This window comes from Acuticoccus sp. I52.16.1 (assembly GCF_022865125.1).
GTDB lineage: Bacteria > Pseudomonadota > Alphaproteobacteria > Rhizobiales > Amorphaceae > Acuticoccus.
Genome location: NZ_CP094828.1, coordinates 3,787,978 through 3,809,631, shown reverse-complemented (window position 1 = coordinate 3,809,631; position 21,654 = coordinate 3,787,978). Strand labels below are relative to the sequence as shown.

17 protein-coding genes and 1 tRNA gene are annotated in these 21,654 nt (G+C 70.3%); 7 read left to right on the top strand and 11 right to left on the bottom strand.

Translation table 11 applies throughout. The annotated features are described in order from the left end of the window. The first annotated feature begins 87 nt into the window (after positions 1-87). The 3 genes from MRB58_RS17105 to MRB58_RS17095 all read left to right on the top strand — a co-directional run bounded on the left by MRB58_RS17105 (position 88) and on the right by MRB58_RS17095 (position 2,060). Positions 88-381: a DUF1244 domain-containing protein gene (locus MRB58_RS17105; RefSeq protein WP_244778313.1), complete on the top strand. Its 294-nt coding sequence runs from the start codon at positions 88-90 to the stop codon at positions 379-381. Between the two features lie 481 nt (positions 382-862). Next, positions 863-1,657 (top strand): alpha/beta hydrolase, encoded by a 795-nt coding sequence (locus MRB58_RS17100; RefSeq protein ID WP_244778312.1) that lies wholly within the window; start codon positions 863-865, stop codon positions 1,655-1,657. A gap of 115 nt (positions 1,658-1,772) precedes the next feature. After that, on the top strand, positions 1,773-2,060 hold the full coding sequence (locus MRB58_RS17095; protein ID WP_244778311.1) for a hypothetical protein: 288 nt from the start codon (positions 1,773-1,775) through the stop codon (positions 2,058-2,060). Between the two features lie 50 nt (positions 2,061-2,110). Here the strand turns inward: MRB58_RS17095 and dprA are convergent, their stop codons facing one another. Next, positions 2,111-3,223: a DNA-processing protein DprA gene (dprA, locus tag MRB58_RS17090; RefSeq protein WP_244778310.1), complete on the bottom strand. Its 1,113-nt coding sequence runs from the start codon at positions 3,221-3,223 to the stop codon at positions 2,111-2,113. After that, complete coding sequence (gene plsY / locus MRB58_RS17085) at positions 3,220-3,834, bottom strand: glycerol-3-phosphate 1-O-acyltransferase PlsY (protein ID WP_244778309.1); 615 nt, start codon at positions 3,832-3,834, stop codon at positions 3,220-3,222. Before plsY ends, dprA begins: the two co-directional genes overlap by 4 nt. A gap of 231 nt (positions 3,835-4,065) precedes the next feature. Between plsY and MRB58_RS17080 the strand changes: the two genes are divergently transcribed. Next, positions 4,066-5,742, top strand: a complete 1,677-nt coding sequence (locus MRB58_RS17080) for an acyl-CoA dehydrogenase family protein (RefSeq protein WP_244778308.1) — start codon at positions 4,066-4,068, stop codon at positions 5,740-5,742. Positions 5,743-5,806: 64 nt separating this feature from the next. On the opposite strand, the gene MRB58_RS17075 is transcribed toward MRB58_RS17080, so the two are convergent. The 6 genes from MRB58_RS17075 to cpdR all read right to left on the bottom strand — a co-directional run bounded on the left by MRB58_RS17075 (position 5,807) and on the right by cpdR (position 11,801). Next, a complete protein-coding gene (locus tag MRB58_RS17075) occupies positions 5,807-6,451 on the bottom strand; it encodes a ZinT family metal-binding protein (RefSeq protein WP_371747196.1) in 645 nt (214 codons plus the stop codon). 155 nt (positions 6,452-6,606) lie between these two features. Then, complete coding sequence (locus tag MRB58_RS17070) at positions 6,607-8,262, bottom strand: hydantoinase B/oxoprolinase family protein (protein ID WP_244778307.1); 1,656 nt, start codon at positions 8,260-8,262, stop codon at positions 6,607-6,609. Next, entirely contained in the window at positions 8,262-10,283 is a 2,022-nt protein-coding gene (locus MRB58_RS17065) for a hydantoinase/oxoprolinase family protein (RefSeq protein ID WP_244778306.1), read from the bottom strand. The genes MRB58_RS17070 and MRB58_RS17065 overlap by 1 nt, the downstream gene beginning before the upstream one ends. A 137-nt stretch (positions 10,284-10,420) precedes the next feature. After that, the gene (locus MRB58_RS17060) at positions 10,421-11,008 is read right to left on the bottom strand and encodes a transglycosylase SLT domain-containing protein (RefSeq protein WP_244778305.1); all 588 of its coding nucleotides are present in this window, start codon (positions 11,006-11,008) and stop codon (positions 10,421-10,423) included. A 231-nt stretch (positions 11,009-11,239) separates the two neighbouring features. Next, positions 11,240-11,314, bottom strand: a tRNA-Val gene (locus MRB58_RS17055). Between the two features lie 127 nt (positions 11,315-11,441). After that, the gene (gene cpdR, locus MRB58_RS17050) at positions 11,442-11,801 is read right to left on the bottom strand and encodes a cell cycle two-component system response regulator CpdR (protein WP_305853204.1); all 360 of its coding nucleotides are present in this window, start codon (positions 11,799-11,801) and stop codon (positions 11,442-11,444) included. A 193-nt stretch (positions 11,802-11,994) separates the two neighbouring features. On the opposite strand from cpdR, the gene MRB58_RS17045 reads away from it, so the two are divergent. Together MRB58_RS17045 and MRB58_RS17040 are read left to right on the top strand one after the other, a co-directional pair. After that, positions 11,995-12,894 carry an N-formylglutamate amidohydrolase gene (locus MRB58_RS17045; RefSeq protein WP_244778303.1) on the top strand — a complete coding sequence of 300 codons (900 nt, stop codon included), beginning with the start codon at positions 11,995-11,997 and terminating at the stop codon, positions 12,892-12,894. A 458-nt stretch (positions 12,895-13,352) separates the two neighbouring features. Further along, positions 13,353-14,153: an inositol monophosphatase family protein gene (locus MRB58_RS17040; RefSeq protein WP_244778302.1), complete on the top strand. Its 801-nt coding sequence runs from the start codon at positions 13,353-13,355 to the stop codon at positions 14,151-14,153. 4 nt (positions 14,154-14,157) lie between these two features. On the opposite strand, the gene MRB58_RS17035 is transcribed toward MRB58_RS17040, so the two are convergent. Continuing rightward, positions 14,158-14,595 (bottom strand): GNAT family acetyltransferase, encoded by a 438-nt coding sequence (locus MRB58_RS17035; protein WP_244778301.1) that lies wholly within the window; start codon positions 14,593-14,595, stop codon positions 14,158-14,160. An 89-nt stretch (positions 14,596-14,684) separates the two neighbouring features. Then, positions 14,685-17,237 (bottom strand): transglycosylase domain-containing protein, encoded by a 2,553-nt coding sequence (locus MRB58_RS17030; RefSeq protein ID WP_244778300.1) that lies wholly within the window; start codon positions 17,235-17,237, stop codon positions 14,685-14,687. A gap of 328 nt (positions 17,238-17,565) precedes the next feature. Here MRB58_RS17030 and polA point away from each other — a divergent pair, with 328 nt between their 5' ends. Further along, complete coding sequence (gene polA / locus MRB58_RS17025) at positions 17,566-20,502, top strand: DNA polymerase I (RefSeq protein ID WP_244778299.1); 2,937 nt, start codon at positions 17,566-17,568, stop codon at positions 20,500-20,502. Between the two features lie 19 nt (positions 20,503-20,521). On the opposite strand, the gene MRB58_RS17020 is transcribed toward polA, so the two are convergent. Continuing rightward, complete coding sequence (locus MRB58_RS17020; protein ID WP_244778298.1) at positions 20,522-21,553, bottom strand: Glu/Leu/Phe/Val dehydrogenase dimerization domain-containing protein; 1,032 nt, start codon at positions 21,551-21,553, stop codon at positions 20,522-20,524. Between the last annotated feature and the right edge of the window lie 101 nt (positions 21,554-21,654).

Genomic DNA, 21,654 nt, shown 5'->3' with positions numbered 1-21,654 from the left:
GCGGCAATCTGGGAGGGGCGCTTCGGCGCCCCTTTTTCATGCGCCCGTTTTGCGCCACCTAAGGGGCAGGAAACCGGAGTGTGCACCATGACCGACGCCGAACGCACGGAGCTGGAGGCGGCCGCCTTCCGCCGCCTCGTCGACCACCTGCGCGAACGCACCGACGTGCAGAACATCGACCTGATGAACCTCGCCGGCTTCTGCCGCAACTGCCTGTCCCGCTGGTACGGCGAGGAGGCCGACGCGCGCGGCATCGCGCTCGACAAGGAAGCGGCGCGCGAGATCGTCTACGGGATGCCTTACGCCGAGTGGAAGGCGAAGTATCAGAGCGAGGCGACCGACACGCAAAAGACCGCCTTCGAGGCCACCCACCAGCATTGATGCCATGCGGCGGGCCCCGGATCGCGGCGGCCCGCCCATGGCTCCGCGCCATGCCGGCGCACATCCGCGCCGCGCCCGCAAGACCGTGCGGCGGTGGCCGGCCCCCCTGTCGCCGCTGCCATATTCTGCCGGCCCGGCGCGTCTCAGCGGCACCGTCCCGCCTTCTCTTCGCCATTATTGCCGCTCGATCGACAGGCCAGAGGGGCCGGCGCCGGCGCGAACTCGCGCATGGCCGATCGTGCGTCTCGCGATGGAATGCCTCGCAATCCCAACGGCCAAGCGCGGTTTCGAGGCCGCGACTTACTTTGCGCGACAACGAATTCATGGCCCGTCACGCATTCGTGAACAGACCCGATCCTCGACAATTGGGCCATCGTCTGCGGAAATGATGCCACAAATGAAATATAGGCAAAGATGTTCGTTAATAACGTGGGAGAAATTTTAGGACCACGGTGTCGGCCAACATGAGGAGCCCGATTAGATGGGGCGCGACACAGAACGATTTTGGAATTCGCAGTTCGACACCACGGCGGCCATCCCTGATTTTGCCGCGTGGCAAGACCGGCACGAAGCGCTCTCGGCTCGCGCGGACGCCTTCGGCGCGCCTCAACGCATCCCCACCGGACCGCACGACGCCCAGGTGGTGTGGCGCTCCCGGCTCGGGCGACCCACCCACGCGCTCGTCTTCATCCACGGCGGCGGCTGGAAGAGCGGGTGCGCCGACGATTTCGCGTTCGCGGCCGAGACCGCCGCCGCCAGCGACGCCACCTTCTACAACATCGACTATCGCCTGATGCCCAGCGCGCGGATGCCGGACCTGGTGGAGGACGTCGTCAACGCCTGCCAAATCGTCATGACCGAGGCGGACACGGTGCTGCTGACGGGGCACTCTGCGGGCGCGCACCTGGCGCTGGAGGCGTCGGCGCGGCTGTCCGACCCGCCGCTCGCGATCGTCGCCATCAGTGGCATCTACGACCTCGACCCGCTGCGCTACGCCCCTATGCAGGACGAGCTGCACCTGACCGAACGCGAGGTGCTCGACTACTCGCCGCAACGCCACGCCGGCGACATTCGCTGCCCGGTGCACCTGCGCACGGGGGCGGACGAGACGTTCGAGTTTCGCCGCCAGGCGGCGCGGATGTACGATGCGGTGGACGCCGCCGGCGGCACCGCGACCATCGAGTTCACCGAGAACCACCACCACTCCAGCCTCGTGGCCGAACTCGCCGACGACAACAGCGTCCTCTCTCACCTCATCCAGAACCTCCTCGCCTGAGCGAGGCGCGCGGCCGCCCGGCGCTTGTGCCGATGAGCACAAGACCGCCTCCGGGCCGCCCCCATCTCCGTCCTGTCGCCGGATGACACCGGCCTCACCAACACGGAGACCAGACATGACCATGAAAACCGCCATCCTCGCCGCCGTGATCGGGTTCACCGCCGTCACCGGGACCGTCGGCGCGAACGCCGCCCCGCTCAGCGCGCCGGCCATCGCGGCCGAAGCGGGCACGACCCAGGTCGGCGGCCACAGCTTCCACTCCCACCGCCGGGTGACGACGTTCAACCACCGGGCGCACTTCCGCCGCCACTGCTTCGACAAGAAGGTTCGCGTCTGGAGCGACTTCCACAACGCCTTCATCGTCAAGATCAAGACGGTCTGCGTGCGCAAGCCGATCTGGTAGGGATCGGCCGGGAGGGTTGTGGGACCCTCCCTTGCGCCCCGCCGCGGCCGTCAGCCGGCGGCGGGGGTCGCGGCGCGCACCATGCCGTTGGGTTCGCGCTCGGCGTGACCTGCGAGTTCCAGTTCGACCAACGAGGCGATGACCGTCCCCGTCGCCAGCCCTGTGACGCGAACCAGCGTGTCCACCGAGACCGGGGCGGGCGAAAGCGCACGGCGCAGCTCGTCGATCACGTCGCTCGGCGTCTCTTGCGGCAACCTCCCGTCGTCCTCCTCGCCGAAGCCGGGCAGCATGGGCTGCTGGGCGGGCCGGAGCTGGTCGACGATGTCGCGCGGGTCGATCGCCAGTGTCGCACCTTCCTTCAGGAGCTTCAGGCATCCGGCCGCGCGCGGATCGAGCGGGGAGCCGGGCACCGCGAACACGTCCCGCGCCGCACTGGCGGCGAAGTCGGCCGTGTAGAGCGCGCCGGACTGCGCCGCCGCCTCCACCACCACCACCCCGTGCGACAGGCCCGCGATCAACCGATTGCGGCGCACCAGAAGTCGCGCAAACGGCTCCACGCCCAACGGCATCTCCGAGACCAGCGCGCCTTGGTCGGCGATCGCGGCGGCGAGGTCGAGGTTGGCCTCGGGGCTCGGCCGGTCCACCCCGCCGGCAATCACCGCGACTGTGCCGGTGGCGAGCGCGCCGCGATGCGCCTCCGCGTCGATTCCCAGCGCCAGGCCCGACACCACGGTCCATCCCTCGCGGCCGAACGTCTCGGCCCACGTGCGCGCGATGGTGCGTCCGGAGGCCGAGGCCTGACGCGCGCCGACCACCGCGATGCTGGGCCGCTGCGCCAACGAGATGTCGCCGCGGACCGTCAACACCGGGGGCGGACCGCTGATTTCGTAGAGGAGCGGCGGATAGGCGGCCGTACCGAAGAAGACGTAGTGAACGTCGAGGCGGGCGGCGGCGGTCAGCTCACGTTCGATCCGGCCGGGGTCCGCCACCACGATGGGCCGCTGCCGCCCGCCCGCCGCCGCCAGGTCCGGCAGCGCCTCCAGCGCGGCGCGCGCAGAGCCGAAACGGCGCAGCAGAGTGAAGAAGGTCTCCGGACCGACGTTCTGCGAGCGAATGAGGCGGAGCCAGTCGAGCCGGTCCGTCTCGGTCGCCGGCCCGGTCATTTCTTGCCGATCCGGCTCTCGGTGCCCTTCAGCAGCCGCGCAATGTTGGCGGCGTGCTTGAACCAGAGCAGCGCCGTCAAGACGCCGAAGATCTCCGCGTATTGCAACTCGCCGCGGATCGCCAGGACGATCGGCGTCGCGAGGGCCGCCAGCAGCGCCGCCAGCGAGGAGAACCGCGTCACGAAGGCGGTGGTGAGCCAGATCCCGGCGAACGCCAGCCCCGCCGGCCAGGAGGCCGCCAGCAGGACGCCGATGTAGGTCGCCACGCCCTTGCCACCGCGGAAACCCAGCCACACCGGAAAGAGGTGCCCCAGGAAGGCGCCGAGCGCGGCCGTGACGACGAAGTCCGCCCCGCCGACGCGCCAGGCGACGAGGACGGGCACCGCCCCCTTCAGCGCGTCGAGCAACAGCGTCCCGGCGGCGAGGTCCTTGCGTCCGGTGCGCAGGACGTTGGTGGCGCCGATATTGCCGGAGCCGATCTTGCGCACGTCGCCGAGGCCGGCGAGGCGGGTGAGCAGCAGGCCGAACGGGATCGAGCCGGAGAGGTAGCTCGCCACGAACGCGGCGGCGAAGTAGGGCCACACGGCGGCCCAGCTGATCGGATCCGGCATCGTCTCCCCGAGCGTTCGTCGCGCAGCCGGCGGGCCGGGCGCCCGGCGGTCCGTCTCGCGGTCCGGCTCCGGACTCGCCGATCGCGCGGGCGACCGCCGGGCTGGAGCCCATCACGCGGCGATTGGTGGCCGAAAGCTCGTCGCGACGCAAGTCGGGCGTTGATGCCGGGCCAAGGCCCGGTTACATCTTACCGACGGCCGTGACACTGGGTCGGTGGTGAGGATGGCTTGTTGCACAAGACGATGGACGACACGCTGAACCGGCGCGTCGGCATTCGCCGCGCGACGGAACCCGTGTCCTCCCCGGCCCGTCCGCCAGAATATGCTGGCCTCAATACGTTCGCGTCCGATCCCGTGCTCGCCGCAACACTCGATTCGGCTCTCGACGAGGCCGGCGAAGACCATCTCAAGGCGATCGGCGCCTACTGGGGCTCGGCAGAGGCGCAGGAGGTCGCGCGCATCGCCGCGGCCTGCCCGCCGCAACTCCGCCGGACCGACTTCGACGGCTACCGGGTCGACCAGCTGGAGATCCACCCCGCCTATCACGCGCTGATGAACCGCAGCGTGACCGCCGGCCTCGCCTCCTCCGCGTGGGAGGACGGGGACGACCGGCGCCAGCACCGCATGCGCGCGGCGGTGCTCTATCTCACCGCCCAGTGCGACCGCGGCCACCTCACGCAGGTCTGCGCCACCCACGCCTCCGTCGCCGCCCTCGCCTACGCCAGCGACCTGGAGTCCGAGCTCTTCCCCCTCGTCGCCACCCGCCGGTACGACCGCAAGCCCGCCGCCCTGTCCGAGAAAGGCGGCGCGACGATCACCCTCGCCCTCACCGAGCGGGATAGCTGCGCCGACCGCAGCGCCGTCGCCATGCGCGGCGAGGTCGTGGCCGGCGACCGCCTGCGCCTGGCGGGCGACAAGTGGTTCGTCTGTGCCCCGGCGGCCGACGTCGCCCTCGTGCTCGCCCGCACGATCGAGGGGCCGACCGCCGCCATGGTGCCCCGCTACGGGCCCGAGAACGCCGACACCATCACCATCGAGGCACTGCGCGACGTCGGCGGGCTCGCCTCGCAGGCGGTGGCGAGCCTGTCGTTCCAGGGGGCCACCGGGCGCATTCTCGGCGAGCCGGGCCGCGGCCTCCACGTCCTGCGTGACGTGCGCACCCTCCTCCAGCTCGACAGCACGATCGTCGCCGCCGGCGCCATGCGCGCCGCGGTCGGCCGTGCGGTCCACCACGCGCGCTACCGCGAATCGTTCGGCAAGCTCCTCGTCAGCCACCCGCTGCATGCCCGCCTCCTCGCCGACCTCGCGCTCGAGAGCGCGGCGCACACGGCCCTCGCGATGCGCGTCGCCGCCGGCTTCGATCAGGCGTTCGAGCGGGACGGCGACCACGCCCTCGCCCGCCTCGTCACCCCCGCGGCACGCTTCTACACCATGACCGTCGCGCCGCAGGTGGCGCTGGCCTGCACCGAGGCGATCGGCGGGGCGGCGTTCGACGCGCTGCATCCCGCCGCCCGCCTCCATGCCGACCTGACCGCCCTCGCCCAATGGGACGGCACCGCCAACGAGGCGGCGATGGACCTCGTCATGCAGGTCGACCGGGACAAAGCAGTGCTGCAGGACGCGCTGGGCGAGCTCGGCGCCGATCTCGGCAACGCCAACGCCGACCTGATCGAAGACACGTTGGAGCTGGGCGAGCGTGCCGCCGGCGACGCCTCCCTCGCCCGCGCCTTCGCCGAGCAGCTCGCCATGGTCGCCGCCGCCTCGGCGATGCGCCGCAACCTGCCGCGCGTGATCGCCGACGCCTACATCGCCACGCGGCTGCGCGAGCGCTTCCGCGCCGGCTTCGGCACTCTCGACGGCCGCTTCGACGCCGCCGCCATCCTCGACTTCATCGTCCCGGAAGACTGATACCCGGAAGACTGATGCCCGTCCGCCGCGCCCCTCCGACTGCGGGCGGCGCGGCGGGGCTTGCTCAGTGGGCCATCATCGCGTCGGCGATCTCTTCGGGGCCGAGGTCGAAGGGGTAATAGGTCGGCCAATTGGTCACCTCCTCCAGCAGGGCGGCGCGGTCGTCACCCCAATAGAGGTGGTAGTGGTCGGCGTGCGCGGGCGCGATGCGGTGATCACTGAACTGGATGAAGGCGGGCGCGGCGTCGTCACCCTCACTCTTCGAGAAGATATAACGTACGCCCCGATTGCCCTTCTTGTAGGTCAGCACCGCGAAGCCGTCGTCCGCGTAGCGGCCGCTCACCGGCACGCCGCCCCTGTAGAAGGTCACCGTGTCGCCCTCGATGGTGATGCGCTCGACGTCGGTCTCGTAGCCGACCTCGTAGGTGGCACGGTAGGCCTCGGCGGTCTGGTCGCCGGTTTCGGCCTTGTGCTCCATGACGACGTCGAGGTCGCCGTTCATCAGGAGGGGGTAGACCGATTGCCAGTCTCCCGCCCAGTCGCCGAGCGAGCGGGGCTGGATCTGGTCATCGTCGAAATAGCCCTTGTAGATCCGCTCGTCCTGAGCGTGGGCGTGGCCGGCCTTCTCCTCGCCGGAGGCCGGCAGGGCGAGAAGCATCGCCGCCGCGATCGTCATCGCGAGCGTCCGCCCGGGAAACGTCATCTTCATCGAGTTGCGCCTTGTCTGACTGTGGGCCTGGAGGATCGATCGTCGCTCCATCTATTATGTTATAACATAACGGATACGCTCAGGCCAATATGTCCTCCCTGGGCGCGGGCGCGTCCGGCGGTTATCCCGGGCAGGTCAGGGCGGATCAGAGCGGGTCAGTCGCTGCCGGGTGCGTAGTCGGTGTCGGCGGCGCGGGCTTCTGGCGCGCGGCGCGCCTTGTCGCCGTAGCCGCCGCCGCCGGGGGTCAGCACCTCGATCCAATCGCCGGCGTGAAGCACGTAGCCCTCGCCCTTGGAGAGGTGCTCGGGGGTCGTCACGCGGCCGGCCTGGCCGATGCGGATCTCGTTGGTGAGGCCCGCCTCGCCACCCAGAATCCCCGGCGGGCCGACCCGGCCGTGCTCCATCAGGAACGAGGCCTTGCCCTCCCCGCGCAGCAGGCGGAAGCGGTAGTCGATGCCGTAGCCTCCACGGTACTCGCCCGCGCCGGCCGAGCCTTCGCGCAGGTTGTAACGCTCGAAGAGGAGCGGGTAGCGCTGCTCCAGGATCTCCACCGGCTGGTTCTTGGAGATGCCGATGGTCGAGCAGCCGTTGGTGAGCCCGTCGCCGCCCCACCAGCCGCCGTAACCGCCGCCCGAGAAGGTGTACATGATGTAGCTCTGACCTGTCGCCGGGTCGAACCCGCCGAGGGAGAGGTTGCCGCTCGACCCCGCGCCCGCGGCGAAGGTCTTGTCCGGCAGCGCGGTGGCGAGCGTCAGGCACACCGCCTCGACGATGCGCTGCGAGGTCTCCGAGGCGCACCCGGCGACCGGCCGCGGCTCCTTCGCCTCCAGGAAGGTGTCTTCCGTGCCCGCCACGGCGACCGGCTTGAAGCACCCGGCGTTCATCGGCAGGTCCGGGAAGATGTGCTTCAGCCCGACGTAGACCGCCGACAAGGTGGACGCCCACACCGAATTCATCGGCCCGGCGCACGGCGCGGAGGAGCGGGCGAAGTCGAGCGTGATGTCGGAGCCTGCGATGGTGGCGTCGAGCGCGATCTCCAGCGGCGCGTCGACGACGCCGTCGGAGTCCATGAACGCGCTGGCCGAGTAGGTACCGTCGGGGATCGCGGCGATGTGCGTGCGCATCAGCGCCTCGCCGCGGGTCTCCAGCTCGGCGATCGCGGCCTCCACCGTCTCGCGGCCGTAGCGGTCGAGGAGCGCGGTGAGGCGCTTCACGCCCGTCGCCAGCGCCGCGATCTGGGCCTTGATGTCGCCGATCCGCTCGGACGAGACGCGCACGTTGGCGAGCACGATGCGGATGATGTCCTCGTCCATCACCCCCTCGCGCACCAGGCGGACGGGCGGCAGGCGCAGGCCCTCCTGGTAGATCTCGGTGGCGGTGGAGTTGAAACCGCCGGGGACCATGCCGCCGGTGTCCGGCCAGTGCCCGGTGTTGGCGAGATAGCACCACAGCCGGCCCCGGTAGTAGAACGGGCGCACCATCTTCACGTCCATCAGGTGCGTGCCGCCGAAGTACGGGTCGTTGACCAGCACCACGTCGCCGTCCTTCAGGTCTGGCCGGGCGGCGATGACGGCGCGGGTCGTCTCCTGCATGACGCCGAGGAAGATGGGCAGGCCGAGCGCGCCTTGCGCGATCATGCGGCCGTCGTCGGGCGCGTAGATGCCGTTGGAGCGGTCGAGCCCCTCGGAAATCACCGGCGAGAAGGACGTCTTCTCGTGGACGAGGTCCATCTCGGAGCAGACCTGCTGCAACCCCTTCTCGATCACGGTGAGGGTGACGGGGTCGATCGCGGTTCGGGCCATCTGGTCCATCACATCAGCTCCACGACGAGGTTGCCGACACGGTCGACGGTCGCGCGCGATCCGGGATCCAGCACGAGGGTGGAATCGGCCTGCTCGACGATCGCCGGCCCTTCGATGACGGCGTCGGCGGGAAGCGCCTCGCGCGCCCAGATCGCCGCCTGGTGCCAGGCCCCGTCGAAATAGGCGCGGCGGGTACCGCGGCGGGCCGCCGCGAGGTCGCCGCCAGCGGGCGCGAAGACGGCGAGGTCCACCCGCTCGCGCACGCCGACGAGGGTGGTGCGCACGTTCGCGAGCATCGGCACCATCTCGGGAAATTCCAGCTCGAAGCGCGTGCGGTAGGCATCGGCGAAGGCGGCCAGCACCGCGTCGGCGTCGAACCGCTCGCCGTCGATCGGGACGCGCAGGACGTGGGTCTGTCCTTTGTAGAGAAGGTCGGCCTCGTGGACGATGCGGACCTCGGCGACGGCGACCTTCTCGCGCGCCAGGAGATCGCGCCCCGCCTTCGCTTGGGCGGCGAGGATGGCGTCGATCTCGGCCGGGTCGAGCGCGGCGACGGGGCGGTTCACCGTCTGCACGAAGTCGTGCCGGACGTCGGCGAGGATGCAGCCGAGCGCCGAGGTGAGGCCCGGGAAGCGCGGCACGACGATCTTGGGGATGCCGAGCTCGCGGGCGATCTCGACCGCGTGCAGCGGCCCTGCGCCACCGAACGGCATGTAGGCGAAGTCGCGCGGGTCGTGCCCCTTCTCGATGGAGACGAGGCGGATGGCGCCCGCCAGCTCGGCGATGGCGATGCGGATGATCGCCTCTGCGGCGCCCGTCGCGTCGAGCCCCAGCGGCGCCCCCAGCGCATCCAGCGCTTCCCGCACGGCGCCCAGCGGTGCGGCCCCCGCGCCGGTGACGGCGTCCGGGTTGAGGCGGCCGAGGTGGAAGTTGGCGTCGGTGATCGTCGGCTCGGTGCCGCCACGGCCGTAGCCGATCGGCCCCGGCGTCGACCCCGCGCTCTCCGGTCCGACCCGCAGCATCCCCGCCGCGTCGATCTTGGCGAGTGAACCGCCTCCGGCCCCGACGGTGTGGATGTCGATCATCGGGATGCGGATGGGGACCGAATAGGCGAGGTCCTTCTCGGCCGAGATGACCGGCGCGCCGCCGACGACGAGCGCCACGTCGAACGAGGTGCCGCCCATGTCGCCGGTGATGATGTTGGGCGTGCCGGCGGCCTCGGCGATCGCGGCGGCGGCGAGGACGCCGGCGGCCGGCCCGCTCATCACCGTCTGCACCGCCTGGCTCGCGACCAGCGAGGACGCCAGCATCCCGCCGTTAGCCTGCATCACCAGAAGCTCGCCCGGGAAGCCGCGATCGGCGAGCTGCGTGGCGACGGATTTGATGTAGCGCGAGACGATGGGGCCGATACCGGCGTGGATCGCGGCGGTCGACGCGCGCTCGAACTCGCGCACCTCGCGGATGATCTCGTGTCCGGCGACGACGTGCTCGTTGGGCCACATCTGCCGCACGATCGCGGCCGCGCGCGCCTCATGCGCATCGTTCACGTAGGCGTGCAGGAAGTGGATGACGACCGACTCGATCCCCGCGTCGAGGAGCGCGGCGGCCTGTGCCCGCACGGCCTCCTCGTCGAGCGGGACGACGACGTTGCCGGCGGCGTCGATCCGTTCGGCCACCTCGCGGCGATGGCGGCGGGGGATCAGCGGGGTGAAGTTGCCGGCGAGCCCGTACGGCTTGGGCCGGGTGCGGCGGCCGAGCTCCAGCGTATCGCGAAAGCCGGCGGTGGTGATGAGGCCGACGGGGGCGCTCTTGCGCTCCAGCACGGCGTTGGTGCCGGCGGTGGTGCCGTGGACCAGCCAGTCGATCGCGCCGGGCGCGACCGCGAGCGCGTCGATCCCTTCGAGGAAACCACGGGCGCGGTCGTCGACGGTGGTGGGGACCTTGGCGGTGCGGAAGGTGGCCGCCGCGGAGTCCAGCATGAGGAAGTCGGTGAAGGTTCCGCCGACATCGACCCCGACGCTGACCGTCATGACATGTCCCCCCGCTCCATGGCCGCAGCCGACCGGGTCACGTTGGCCGGGGGAGGAACGGGCTGTCAACGCGCGCAAACCTTGTTTGAGCGCGAATGACCTTCAGTCGGGCACCGAGGGCCGGTCGGCCCTCAATCTCAGCGGCAGTTGCGCAGCTGGAAGGCGTAGGTGTTGGCGATGTTGGCCGCTTTCGTGGCCGTCGCCTGGGCGCCGGACTGGTTGCGCCATGCGCCGCGCCCGTAGCCGGCCCAGCCGGACCGGTAGCTGAGGTAGAGCGAATAGGCGTCGTCGCGCGAGATCCCGTACTGCTGCACCGTCTTGGAATAGTACCAGCCGACAAAGTCGACGCTGTCGCCGAAGTCCGTGCGGCGGGCCATGGTCCGGCCGGTCTCGCGGCGGTATTGCGACCACGTGCCGTCGAGGGCCTGGCTGTAGCCGAAGGCGCTGGACGGGCGCTTGCCGGGAACGATGCCGAGGAACTTCCTGCGCGGGGGCCGGGCGTCACCGTCGAACCCGGATTCGACGCGCATGGTCGCCATGAGGACGTGGACGGGGATGCCGTACTTGCGCTCGGCGCGCTTGGCGTCGTCGTACCAATCGTCGAAGAACCCGTCCCGCTGGGCGAACACCGAGCATACGTCGTTGATCGACGAGGGCGGCGTGCTGCCGCAGCCGGCGAGTGCCAGCAGGCCGAGGACCAGGGGGATGTGGAACAGGTGTCGCATGGGCGCAGTGTGCCGGGGAGGCATGAAAGCGCCTTTGCGGAAGTTGGTTAAAGCCTCGCTCGAATCGCCCGGAAAATCGTAACGGCCGCCCCCCGGTCCGAGGCGAGGCTAGGCGCGAACCCGCGGCCTACCCGCGCAGCGGCGGGTTCCGCACGCGACGCGGCTGCGGCGTCGACCCGCGACGGCGCGGCTGGACGATACTCGATTTGGGATCTGGAAGTGCCGGGGACGTGGTGGGCGGTACTGGGATTGAACCAGTGACCCCTTCGATGTCAACGAAGTGCTCTCCCGCTGAGCTAACCGCCCGGACGCCAGCGAGGCCCCGATATAGACGCACAGCCGGCGGGGGGCAAGCCCGTTTTTGCCCCGATTTCACACCCCGGCGGCGCACCCGTTCCGCGGCCGTGGCGGGCGGCCGTCGACCGATGCCGGCTCAGGCATATTCCAGCATGCGGCCGACTTCGCGCACCAGCTCGCGCAGGTGGAAGGGCTTGGACAGGACCTTGGCGCCGCGCGGGGCACGGTGCTCGCCGTCGAGCGCCACCGCGGCGAACCCGGTGATGAACATCACCGCCAGATCCGGGTCGAGCCGGGTCGCGCGGCGCGCCAGCTCGACCCCGTTCATGTTGGGCATGACGATATCGGTCAGGAGGAGCGAGAAGGGCTCCTCCTGAAGCCGGGCATAGGCGGTCTCGCCATCGTCCACCGCGACGACGTCGTACCCTGCCCGCTCCAGTGCCCGCTCGAGGAATCGGCGCATGTCCTCGTCGTCTTCGGCCAGCAAAATTCGCACAGTGTGTCGCCGCAGCCCAGAAGCGCCGCGTCCCTCGTTGCAATGACGAGTTGGACTTTGCGGCCAGTCGATTTAAGTCGCGGTCAAGCGTCTCGCTTAGGAGATGCTTACTGCGCTCGTGCGAATCGATTCGATCTGACAGCGACGCAGGTCGTGGTATGACGGCCGATCTGTACGGAGCGGAGATGTGGTGATGCTGATCGTCGACGACTTTTCCGAAGGGACGACGTTCGACCTCATCGAGCCGACCGTTCCTTCGGTGCCCTTCGTTTTCAGCGCCCCGCACAGCGGCACCACCTACCCCAAATCGCTCCTCTCGCGCGCCCGGCTCGACCGGCTGACCCTGCGCCGCTCGGAAGACACCTTCGTCGACGAACTGTTCGCCGGGGTGCCCTCACTCGGGGCGCCGCTGATGCGCGCGCACTTCCCGCGCGTCTTCCTCGACCTCAACCGCTGCTCCAGCGAGATCGACCCGTCGATGTTCGACGCGCCCCCTCCTCTGCCGATGCAGGCCGACAGCCCGCGCGTCGCCAGTGGTCTCGGCGTGATCGCCCGCATCGTCGGCGAAGGCCAGGAGATCTACGCCTCGCACCTTCCCGCCGCGGAAGCCGAAGACCGGCTGACGCGGTTCTACCACCCTTATCACAACGCCCTCTCCGCCCAGCTGGCGACGCATGTGGAGCACTTCGGCGCGGCGGTCCTGGTCGACTGCCACTCCATGCCCTCCGGCGCGATCCGGCACGATGTCGGCGACCCCAACCGGATCGACGTGGTGCTGGGCGACCGCTACGGCACGAGCTGCTCTGGAATGCTGTCGGAGGAGTTCGCGCGGCTGCTGCGCGACCAGGGCCTCACCGTCGGCCGCAACAGGCCCTACGCCGGCGGCTTCATCACCGAGCGCTACGGCCACCCGCCGATGATCCATGCGATCCAGATCGAGATCAATCGCGCGCTCTACATGAACGAGGCGACGTTCGAGCGGAACGCCGGCTTCGACGCATTGCGCCTGGCGCTGATGGCGACCTCGGCCAGACTGATCGACTGGTTCATGGCACACGACGCCGGCGTGGACTGGCAGCAGGCCGCCGAGTAGCGGCCACCCTCCCCCCGACCGCGATCGCCACGCCACCGCCATTACCGGCGCCGGCTTCGCCATGACGTAGCCCAGATTGAGGAGGCACACTCTGTCCGCTCTACCGCGTGATCCCCACCGCGCCCCGCCCCTCGTGGGCGACGCGGCACCCGGACAAAAAAAAAGGCCGCTCCGAGGAGCGGCCGTAAGTCTAGGGAGGAAACGCCCAAGGAGGGCAGCGAGACGACAACCGCCGTCCCGCGCTGCAACAAATGCAGCCGCGGCGCACAATCGTCAAGATGCTTAGATGGTAGACACCCCAAAAAAATGCTCAGGGATTTGGCAATTGGGTTATGTGCGCATCGCCTGAAGTGCGAGGCGAGAGAATTTCCAATTCAAATTCAGTGACTTACAGAGACATCGAAAAATCGTCACCCGAATGTATCAGGACCGTTACATTAATGCATGGCACCCATGCGATGAATAATAACCTCGATCGCGACCTCCTGGAGCGCCTCGCGGACGCCGCCAGCGACGCCATCCTCCCTCATTTCCGCAAATTGCCGGGGGTCGACAACAAGGCGGCCGAGGGGTTCGATCCGGTCACCGTCGCCGATCGCGAGGCCGAACTCGCCATGCGCGCGGTGCTGGCGCGCGAGCGTCCCGAGGACGGGATCTTCGGCGAGGAGTTCGACGCGGTGGAGAGCCGCAGCGGGCGGACCTGGATCCTCGACCCGATCGACGGCACGCGCGGCTTCATGGCGGGGTTGCCGACCTGGGGCGTCCTCATCGCGCTCGCCGACGCGACGGGGCCGACGCTGGGCATGATGTGCCAGCCCTATGTGGGCGAGCGGTTCGTCGGCGGACGTGACGGGGCCACCTTCTCCCGTGGCGGCGAGGTGCGGCCGCTGCGCACGCGTCCCTGTCCCGGCCTCGCCGAGGCGACGCTCGCCACCACCGGCCCGCAGCACTTCGCCCCGGACGCGCTCGCCGCGTTCGAGCGGGTCGCCGGCCGTAGCCGCCTGGTGCGCTACGGGACCGACTGCTATGCCTACGCGATGCTGGCCGCAGGGCAGATCGACGTCGTGGTGGAGGCCGGTCTCAAGCCGGTCGACATCGCGCCCTTCGTCCCCATCGTCGAGGCGGCGGGCGGTGCACTGACGGACTGGGAAGGCGCGCGGATCGGTCCGATGCTGCCGCACCGCTTCGCGGGCACGACGGTGGCCGTCGGCGACCCGGCGCTGCTCGACGCGGTGCTGAGCGCGCTGAAGGGCCGCTGAAGCGTCAGGACGCGAGGCGCTTGGAGAGGACGACGACGTCTTCCTCTGCATAGCCGAGGGCCGCGTAGAAGCCCGCCACGGCGCGGTTCTCGCGGCGGACCATGAGGTTGAGCTTGGGCACGCCGCGCGCCTTCAGCCACGCCTCCGCCGCCGCCATCATCGCGCGCCCCGTACCGTCGCGCTGCGCCTCCGGCGCCACCGCGACGTAGTAGACCGCGCCGCGGTGCCCGTCGTGGCCGACCATGACGGTGGCGACGAGCCGCTCGCCGACCCGCCCGACCAGCACCGCCGACGCCGCACCCTCGACCGCGAGCCGCAGGTCGGCGACCGGGTCGTTCCATAGCCTCGTCAGCCGGCAGGCATCCCACAGCGCGACGATCTGCGCGACGGCCTCACCGGTGTCGAGGTCGGCGGCGGCGAGAGGTTCGATGCGGAGCGGCATGGCGGTCATCGTCGGCGTTGCGGGTGTGGAAACGGAACGGGGCGCGAGATCGACCCGCGCCCCGACGGGTTTTGTCGTGGCCGGGTCGCTCAGCCGCCGAAGAGGCGGCCGAAGAAGCCGCGCCCGTTGTCCTGCTGCGGCGCCGGGCGGATCCAGTCGTCGCGCCCGCGCCGGATCTGGCGCTGCTGCTCCAGCTGCTGCGGTGCGGCAGCGACCGGCTGGCCGAACTCGATCTCGTAGTCGTCGGGCGCGGCCTCGATCGGCTCGGGGAGCTGGTCCATGCCCGGCAGATCCGCCGGCACCATCCCCTCCTGCACCTTGTTCATCAACGTCTTCCACAATTCGGCCGGCAGCGAGCCGCCGGTGGCCTTCTTGGTGGATGAGTTGTCGTCGTTGCCGAGCCACACGCCCGCCGTGAAGAAGGCGGTGTAGCCGACGAACCAAGCGTCGCGCCACGCCTGACTGGTGCCGGTCTTGCCGGCGGCCTGCCAGCCGTCGATCGCCGCGCGGTGTGCCGTCCCCGAGGTGAGCGCGGCATGCAGCATCGTGTTCATCTGCCCGACATGCTCCAGGCTCACCACCTGCCCCGGTCCACCGCCGCGGCGCTCGTAGAGCATCTGCCCGTCGGCGGTCTTGATCCGCCGCACCACGTGCGGGACGACGCCGATGCCGCCGTTGGAGAACGGCACGTAAGCGGTCGTCAGCTCCAGCAGCGTCACCTCCGAGGTGCCGAGCGCGATCGAGGCGTTGGGCGCCATCTCGGAGCGGATGCCGAGCCGGTGCGCCACGTCGGCGACCGTCTTGGGGCCGACCTCGGCCGTCAGCTGCGCGGCGATGGTGTTGAGCGACAGGGCCAGCGCGCGGGTCAGCGAGACGGGGCCGAGATACTTGCGGTTGTAGTTCTCCGGCTCCCAGTCGCCGATGCGGGTCGGCTGGTCGATGCGCATGGTGTACGGCGTCAGCCCATGCTCCAGCGCAGCGAGGTAGACGAACGGCTTGAACGACGAGCCCGGCTGGCGATGGGCCGAGACGGCGCGGTTGTACTGGCTCTCGGCGTACTTGCGCCCGCCCACCAGCGCCTTCACCGCGCCCGACCCGTCGAGCACCACCACCGCGCCTTGGCTGACCCCCTTCGCCTCGCCCTCCTTGGCGATGACATCCTGCAGCGCGCTCTGGGCCAGATCCTGGAGTTCGAGGTTGATGGTCGTCTCGACGACGATGTCGGACGTCAGCGAACCGGCGAAGCCGGGCAGCACCTCGGCCACCCAGTCGGCCACGTAGCCGCCGGAGGTCGCCACCTTGGGCGCGGCGACGGAGGCGGGGTTGTCGACCGCGTAGGTGTATTCGTCGCCGGAGATGAAGCCGACGTCGCGCATCGCGGCGAGAACCACCTCGCCCCGCCCGCGCGCGCGGGCGAGGTCGTTGGTGGGGGCGTAGTAGGTGGGCGCCTTGAGGAGGCCGGCGATCATCGCCGCCTGGGCCAACGTCAGCTCCTCGGCCGGCCGGTCGAAGTAGCGGCGGGCCGCGCCGTCGATGCCGGTGGCGCCGGCGCCGAGATAGACGCGGTTGAGATACATCTCCAGGATCTCGTCCTTGGAGTATTTCATCTCCAGCCATACCGCGAAGACCATCTCCTGGATCTTGCGCTCGATGGTGCGCGAGGGGGTCAGGAACATGTTCTTGGCGAGCTGCTGGGTCAGCGTCGAGCCGCCTTGCTCCAGCCGCCCGGAGGTGAGGTTCGTCACCATCGCCCGCGCCAGGCCGATCGGGTCGACGCCGGGGTGCGAATAATAGCGCCGATCCTCGATGGCGATGACCGCCTGCGGCACGTAGGGCGGCAGATCCGCCAGCTTGACGGCCCGCCCGCCGGTGTCGCCGCGATTGGCGATCAGCTCGCCCCCCTCGGAGAGGATGGCGACGTTGGGCGGGCGCTCGGGCACCGCCCACTCGTCGACCGGCGGCAGCGTGGCCGCATAATAGGCGATGATCGCGCCGACACCGACGACGCCCAGGAGCGCCAGGGTGAACGTCATGCGGAAGGCGAAGCGCAGCAGGCTGAAGCGGCGCCGGCGGGGACGCTCGCCCCGGCTGCGGCGCTTCGGCTCGGCGCGACGCCGGCTGGCGGCTTGCTGCGCCGCCTCGCGTTCCACCGGCTCGGCCCGCCCGCGCCGGGGCGCCGCCGCGGCCTGGGCGGGGGCCGCCGCCTTGGCGCTCGCGGCCTTGCCGGCGCCGCCGGCGCTGCGGGATACGGCACCCGCCTTCGCGGCCTTGGCCGTCGACGTGCCGCTGGCGCTCTTGGCCGCAGCCGTGCGGGGCGCCGCCGCCTTGGCGGTCGCGGCCGTCTTGCCGGACGGCGCCTTACCCGAGGAGGTCTTGCCCGAGGACGTTTTACCTGGGGATGGCGTCCCCGACGCGGCGCCAGCGGACCGGGTCGCACCGGAGGGGGCGCGTTTGGGAGGGGCGCCGTCGGCGCCGCGCCGCGGCTCGGCGCGCTCGGGGTCGGCGCGTCTCTTCGCGCCCGCGGGCGGGTCGCTGGCTTGCGGGGAACGGTCGTGCGTGTCCTCGCCGAAGCGGGGGGCAACGCGTGTCGTCGACTTGTTCCGTCCCGATGCAAGCGCGCCGCGCGGCTTGGCGTCCTTCATGACGGCGTACTCATCACTGTTGTCGGTCGGCGCCAGTGTCGCCGACCAGGGCTAACGGAACCCTTCGCCAATCGCTTCACGCGAATCAAGGCGAATGGTTAATCGATCCTGTGCCGCTGCCGCGCCCCTCCGCCCGAGGATGACGGCACGAGGACGGGATGGCGCCGCCGCGTGGCTTGATCGTCGCGGCAAGGCGCCCCAATGTCCGCCGGCCCGCGCGGGGCCCGTCCGGGGCCCCGGCCGGAGTGGAGCGCCGGACCACCGGGCTCCGTCCACCGCGCGGCAGGCGGAGCGGGACGACGACGGCGCCCGCTGGAGGAACACGAGCATGACCGACCTGAAGACCCCCGGCCCCGGCGACACCGTCTTCCTGGTGGACGGCTCGTCGTTCGTCTTCCGCGCCTACTTCCAGTCGATGAACCAGGACCGGAAATACAACTACCGGGCCGACGGGCTGCCCACCGGCGCGGTCCGCCTCTTCTGCAACAAGCTCTACCAATTCATCAAAGACGGCGCGGCGGACATCCACCCGACCCACCTCGCCATCATCTTCGACAAGTCGGAGGCCTCGTTCCGCAACGAGATGTACCCCGAGTACAAGGCCAACCGCTCCGCCCCGCCCGACGACCTGATCCCGCAGTTCCCGCTGATGCGCGCCGCGGTGGAGGCGTTCGGTCTCACCCCGATCGAGAAGGGCGGGTTCGAGGCGGACGACATCATCGCCACCTACGCCCGGCAGGCCGCCGACAACGGCGCAGACGTGCTCATCGTCTCGGCCGACAAGGACCTGATGCAGCTCGTGAACGAGCGGGTTGCGATGTACGACCCGGCCTCCGGCGAGGGCCGTCGCGCCGGCCAGGGGCGCATGGGTGTGCGGCCGGAGCGGCGCATCGGTGTCGATGAGGTGGTCGAATATTTCGGTGTGCCGCCGGAAAAGGTGGTCGACGTGCAGGCCCTCATCGGCGACGCGACGGACAACGTGCCGGGCGTGCCGGGCATCGGCAAGAAGACCGCCGCCCAGCTCATCGACGAGTGGGGCGACCTCGACACGCTGCTCGCCAACGCGCAGGAGATCAAGCAGAACAAGCGGCGCGAGAACCTGATCGAGTTCGCCGACCAGGCGCGGCTGTCCCGCAGCCTCGTCAAGCTCGACGACCGGGTGGAGCTGGAGCAGGGCCTCGAGGCGCTGACCCTGCAGCCGGTGCCGCCCGAGCCGCTGGTCGCCTTCTTCAAGGCGATGGACTTCGGCACCCTCACCCGCCGCGCCGCCGAGGACTTCGGCGTCGACCATGCGAAGGTCGAGGCGGACGGGCGTTACCTCAACCTCGGCGCGCCGATGGCGGACCCCGAGGAGACCGCGGACGACATCGCCACCGCCGGCACCCCGGCCGACCTCGCCGCCCACCTGGAGCGCGCCGCCGCCGGCGCCGCGATCGACCTCGCCGCCTACGAGACCGTCACCACCGCCGAGCGCCTCGCCGAATGGCTGGAGGCCGCCCGCGCGACCGGCACCATGGCGATCGCGGTGCGGCTGGCGAACGGGCCGGTGATGCGCTCGGCCGTCGCCGGGATCGCCATCGCGGTGGGGCCGGGCAAGGCCTGCTACCTCGCCATCGGCCAGCAGGCCGTCGACCTCATGTCAGAGCCGCAAGGCATGGCGCTCGACGAGGCGGTGCCGCTGCTGAAAGGGCCGCTGGAGGACCGCGGCATCGCCAAGATCTCCACCGCGATGAAGCGCGACTACCTGGCGCTGCGGCGGATCGGGATCGAGGTCGCCCCGATCGACGACGTGTGCCTCCTCTCCTATACGGCCGATTCCGGCAACGGGCTGCACGACTATCCGGGCCTCGCCAAGCGCTACCTGACGCACACCCCGCTCGACGACCGCGACGTGATGGGGACGGGGCAGAAGAAGATCCCCTTCGCCGACGTGCCGCTGGAGTCGGCCACGCGCCACGCCGGCGAGGAAGCGGACGTCGCCGTGCGGCTGTGGCCGGTGCTGCGCCAGCGCGTCGTCGCCCAGCGCCTCAGCCGCGTCTACGAGACGCTGGAGCGGCCGCTGGTGACGGTGCTGGCCCGGATGGAGGAGAACGGCGTCCTGGTCGACCGCCACATCCTGTCGCGCATGTCGGGCGACTTCGCGCAGACGCTGGCGCGGATCGAGGACGAGATCTACGAGCTGGCCGGCGAGAAGTTCAACATCGGCTCGACCAAGCAGCTCTCGGAGATCCTGTTCGACAAGCTGGGCCTGCCGGGCGGCAAGAAGACCAAGACCGGCGCCTGGTCCACCGGCGCGCAGGTGCTGGAAGACCTCGCCGCCGAGGGCCATCCCCTCCCCGTCAAGCTGTTGCAGTGGCGGCAGATCTCCAAGCTGAAGTCGACCTATACCGACGCGCTGCCGAACGAGATCAACGCCGAGACGGGCCGGGTGCACACCACCTTCATGATGGCCTCGACCACCACCGGGCGCCTCTCCTCGACCGACCCGAACGTGCAGAATATCCCGATCCGCACCGAGGAAGGCCGCAAGATCCGCACCGCCTTCGTCGCCGCGCCCGGCACCACGCTGATCGCCGCCGACTACGGCCAGATCGAGCTGCGCGTGCTCGCCCACATCGCCGACATCCCCCAGCTGCGCGAAGCGTTCGCCGACGGACAGGACATCCACGCCATCACCGCGTCGGAGATGTTCGGCGTGCCGGTCGAGGGGATGGACCCGATGGTGCGCCGCCGCGCCAAGGCGATCAACTTCGGCATCATCTACGGGATCTCGGCCTTCGGCCTCGCCAACCAGCTCTCGATCCCGAACGCCGAGGCGTCGGCCTACATCAAGAAGTACTTCGAGCGCTTCCCCGGCATCCGCGACTACATGGAGGCCACCAAGAAGACCGTGCGCGAGAACGGCTACGTGGAGACGCTGTTCGGCCGCCGCGCGCACTACCCGGAGATCGACACCAAGAACCCCTCGTTGCGCGCCTTCTACGAGCGGGCGGCGATCAACGCGCCGATCCAGGGCTCCGCGGCCGACATCATCCGCCGCGCGATGGTGCGCATCGAGCCGGCGCTCGCCAAGGCCGGCCTCGGCACCAAAATGCTCCTCCAGGTGCACGACGAACTCTTGTTCGAGGCCCCGGAGTCGGAGGCCGAACGCGCGATCAAGATCATCGCCACGGTCATGAAGGGCGCGGCGGAGCCGGCGGTGAAGCTGGCCGTCCCCCTCGACGTCGACGCTCGCGCCGGCACCAGCTGGGCCGAGGCGCACTGAGGCGGCGAGCCGCCGGGCGCTATCCCCGTCCGAAGCGGGCCTCGGCGAGGCGGTCGGCGACCTCGCCGGTGGGGCGGCCGGTCCGGTCGGCCTCGGTGAAGATCTCGCCCAGACGGTCGGCGATGCCCTCGACGCGGCGGGCGACCTCGGCGTCGTCCCAGCGGTAGTATTCGCCGGCCATCTTGATGACGCCGCCGGCGTTGATGACGTAGTCGGGCGCATAGAGGATGCCGCGCATGCGCAGCGCGTCGTCGTCGGCCGGCGTGGCGAGCTGGTTGTTCGCGCCGCCCGCCACCGCGCGGACCTGGAGGCGCGGGATGGTGTCGGCGTTGAGCCCGGCGCCGAGCGCATTCGGGGAGAAGATGTCGGCCGCGACGGTGGCGATCTCGTCCACCGGGACGGATGCGGCGCCCCACTCCGCCTCGGCCTGTCGCACGCGCTCCGCGGCGATGTCCGCCACCGTCAGCCGGGCGCCGGCCCTGGCGAGATGGGCGGCCAGTCCGTAGCCGACGTTGCCCAGCCCTTGCAGCGCCACGTGGACGCCTTCCAGCGAGGGAAATCCGACCGCCCGCGCCGTCGCCGCGACGCCGATGAAGCAGCCGTAGGCAGTGGTGGGCGACGGATCGCCGACCCCGCCGTCTTCCGGGGCGAGGCCGGTGACGTGCCGCGTGTGCCGTTTGACGAAGGCGAGATCGCGCGGCGAGGAGCCGACATCCTCGGCGACGATGTATTTGCCCGAAAGGTCCTCGATGGCGCGGCCGAGCGCTTCGAACATCGCCGGCGTCGCCGCGCCGCGTTCGGGCACGATCATCACCGACTTGCCGCCCCCCAGCGGCAGGTCCGCCATCGCCGACTTGTAGCTCATCCCGCGCGACAGGCGCAGCGCATCGGTCAAGGCGGCGTCGTCGTCGTCGTAGGTCCACACGCGGCAGCCGCCGAGCGCCGGGCCGCGCACGGTGTTGTGGATCGCGATGATCGCCTTCAGTCCGGAGGCCGCGTCCGTGGCGTGGAGGACGCGTTCGTGATCGTCGAACGATGGGTGATGGAACATCGGAACCCCGGCGCTGAGACAGCTGACGAGGCCGTGCCGATTGTCCCGACACGGCCGTGCTGCCAATGTTGCGCGCCGACCCTGGTCCGACAATGGCGCCG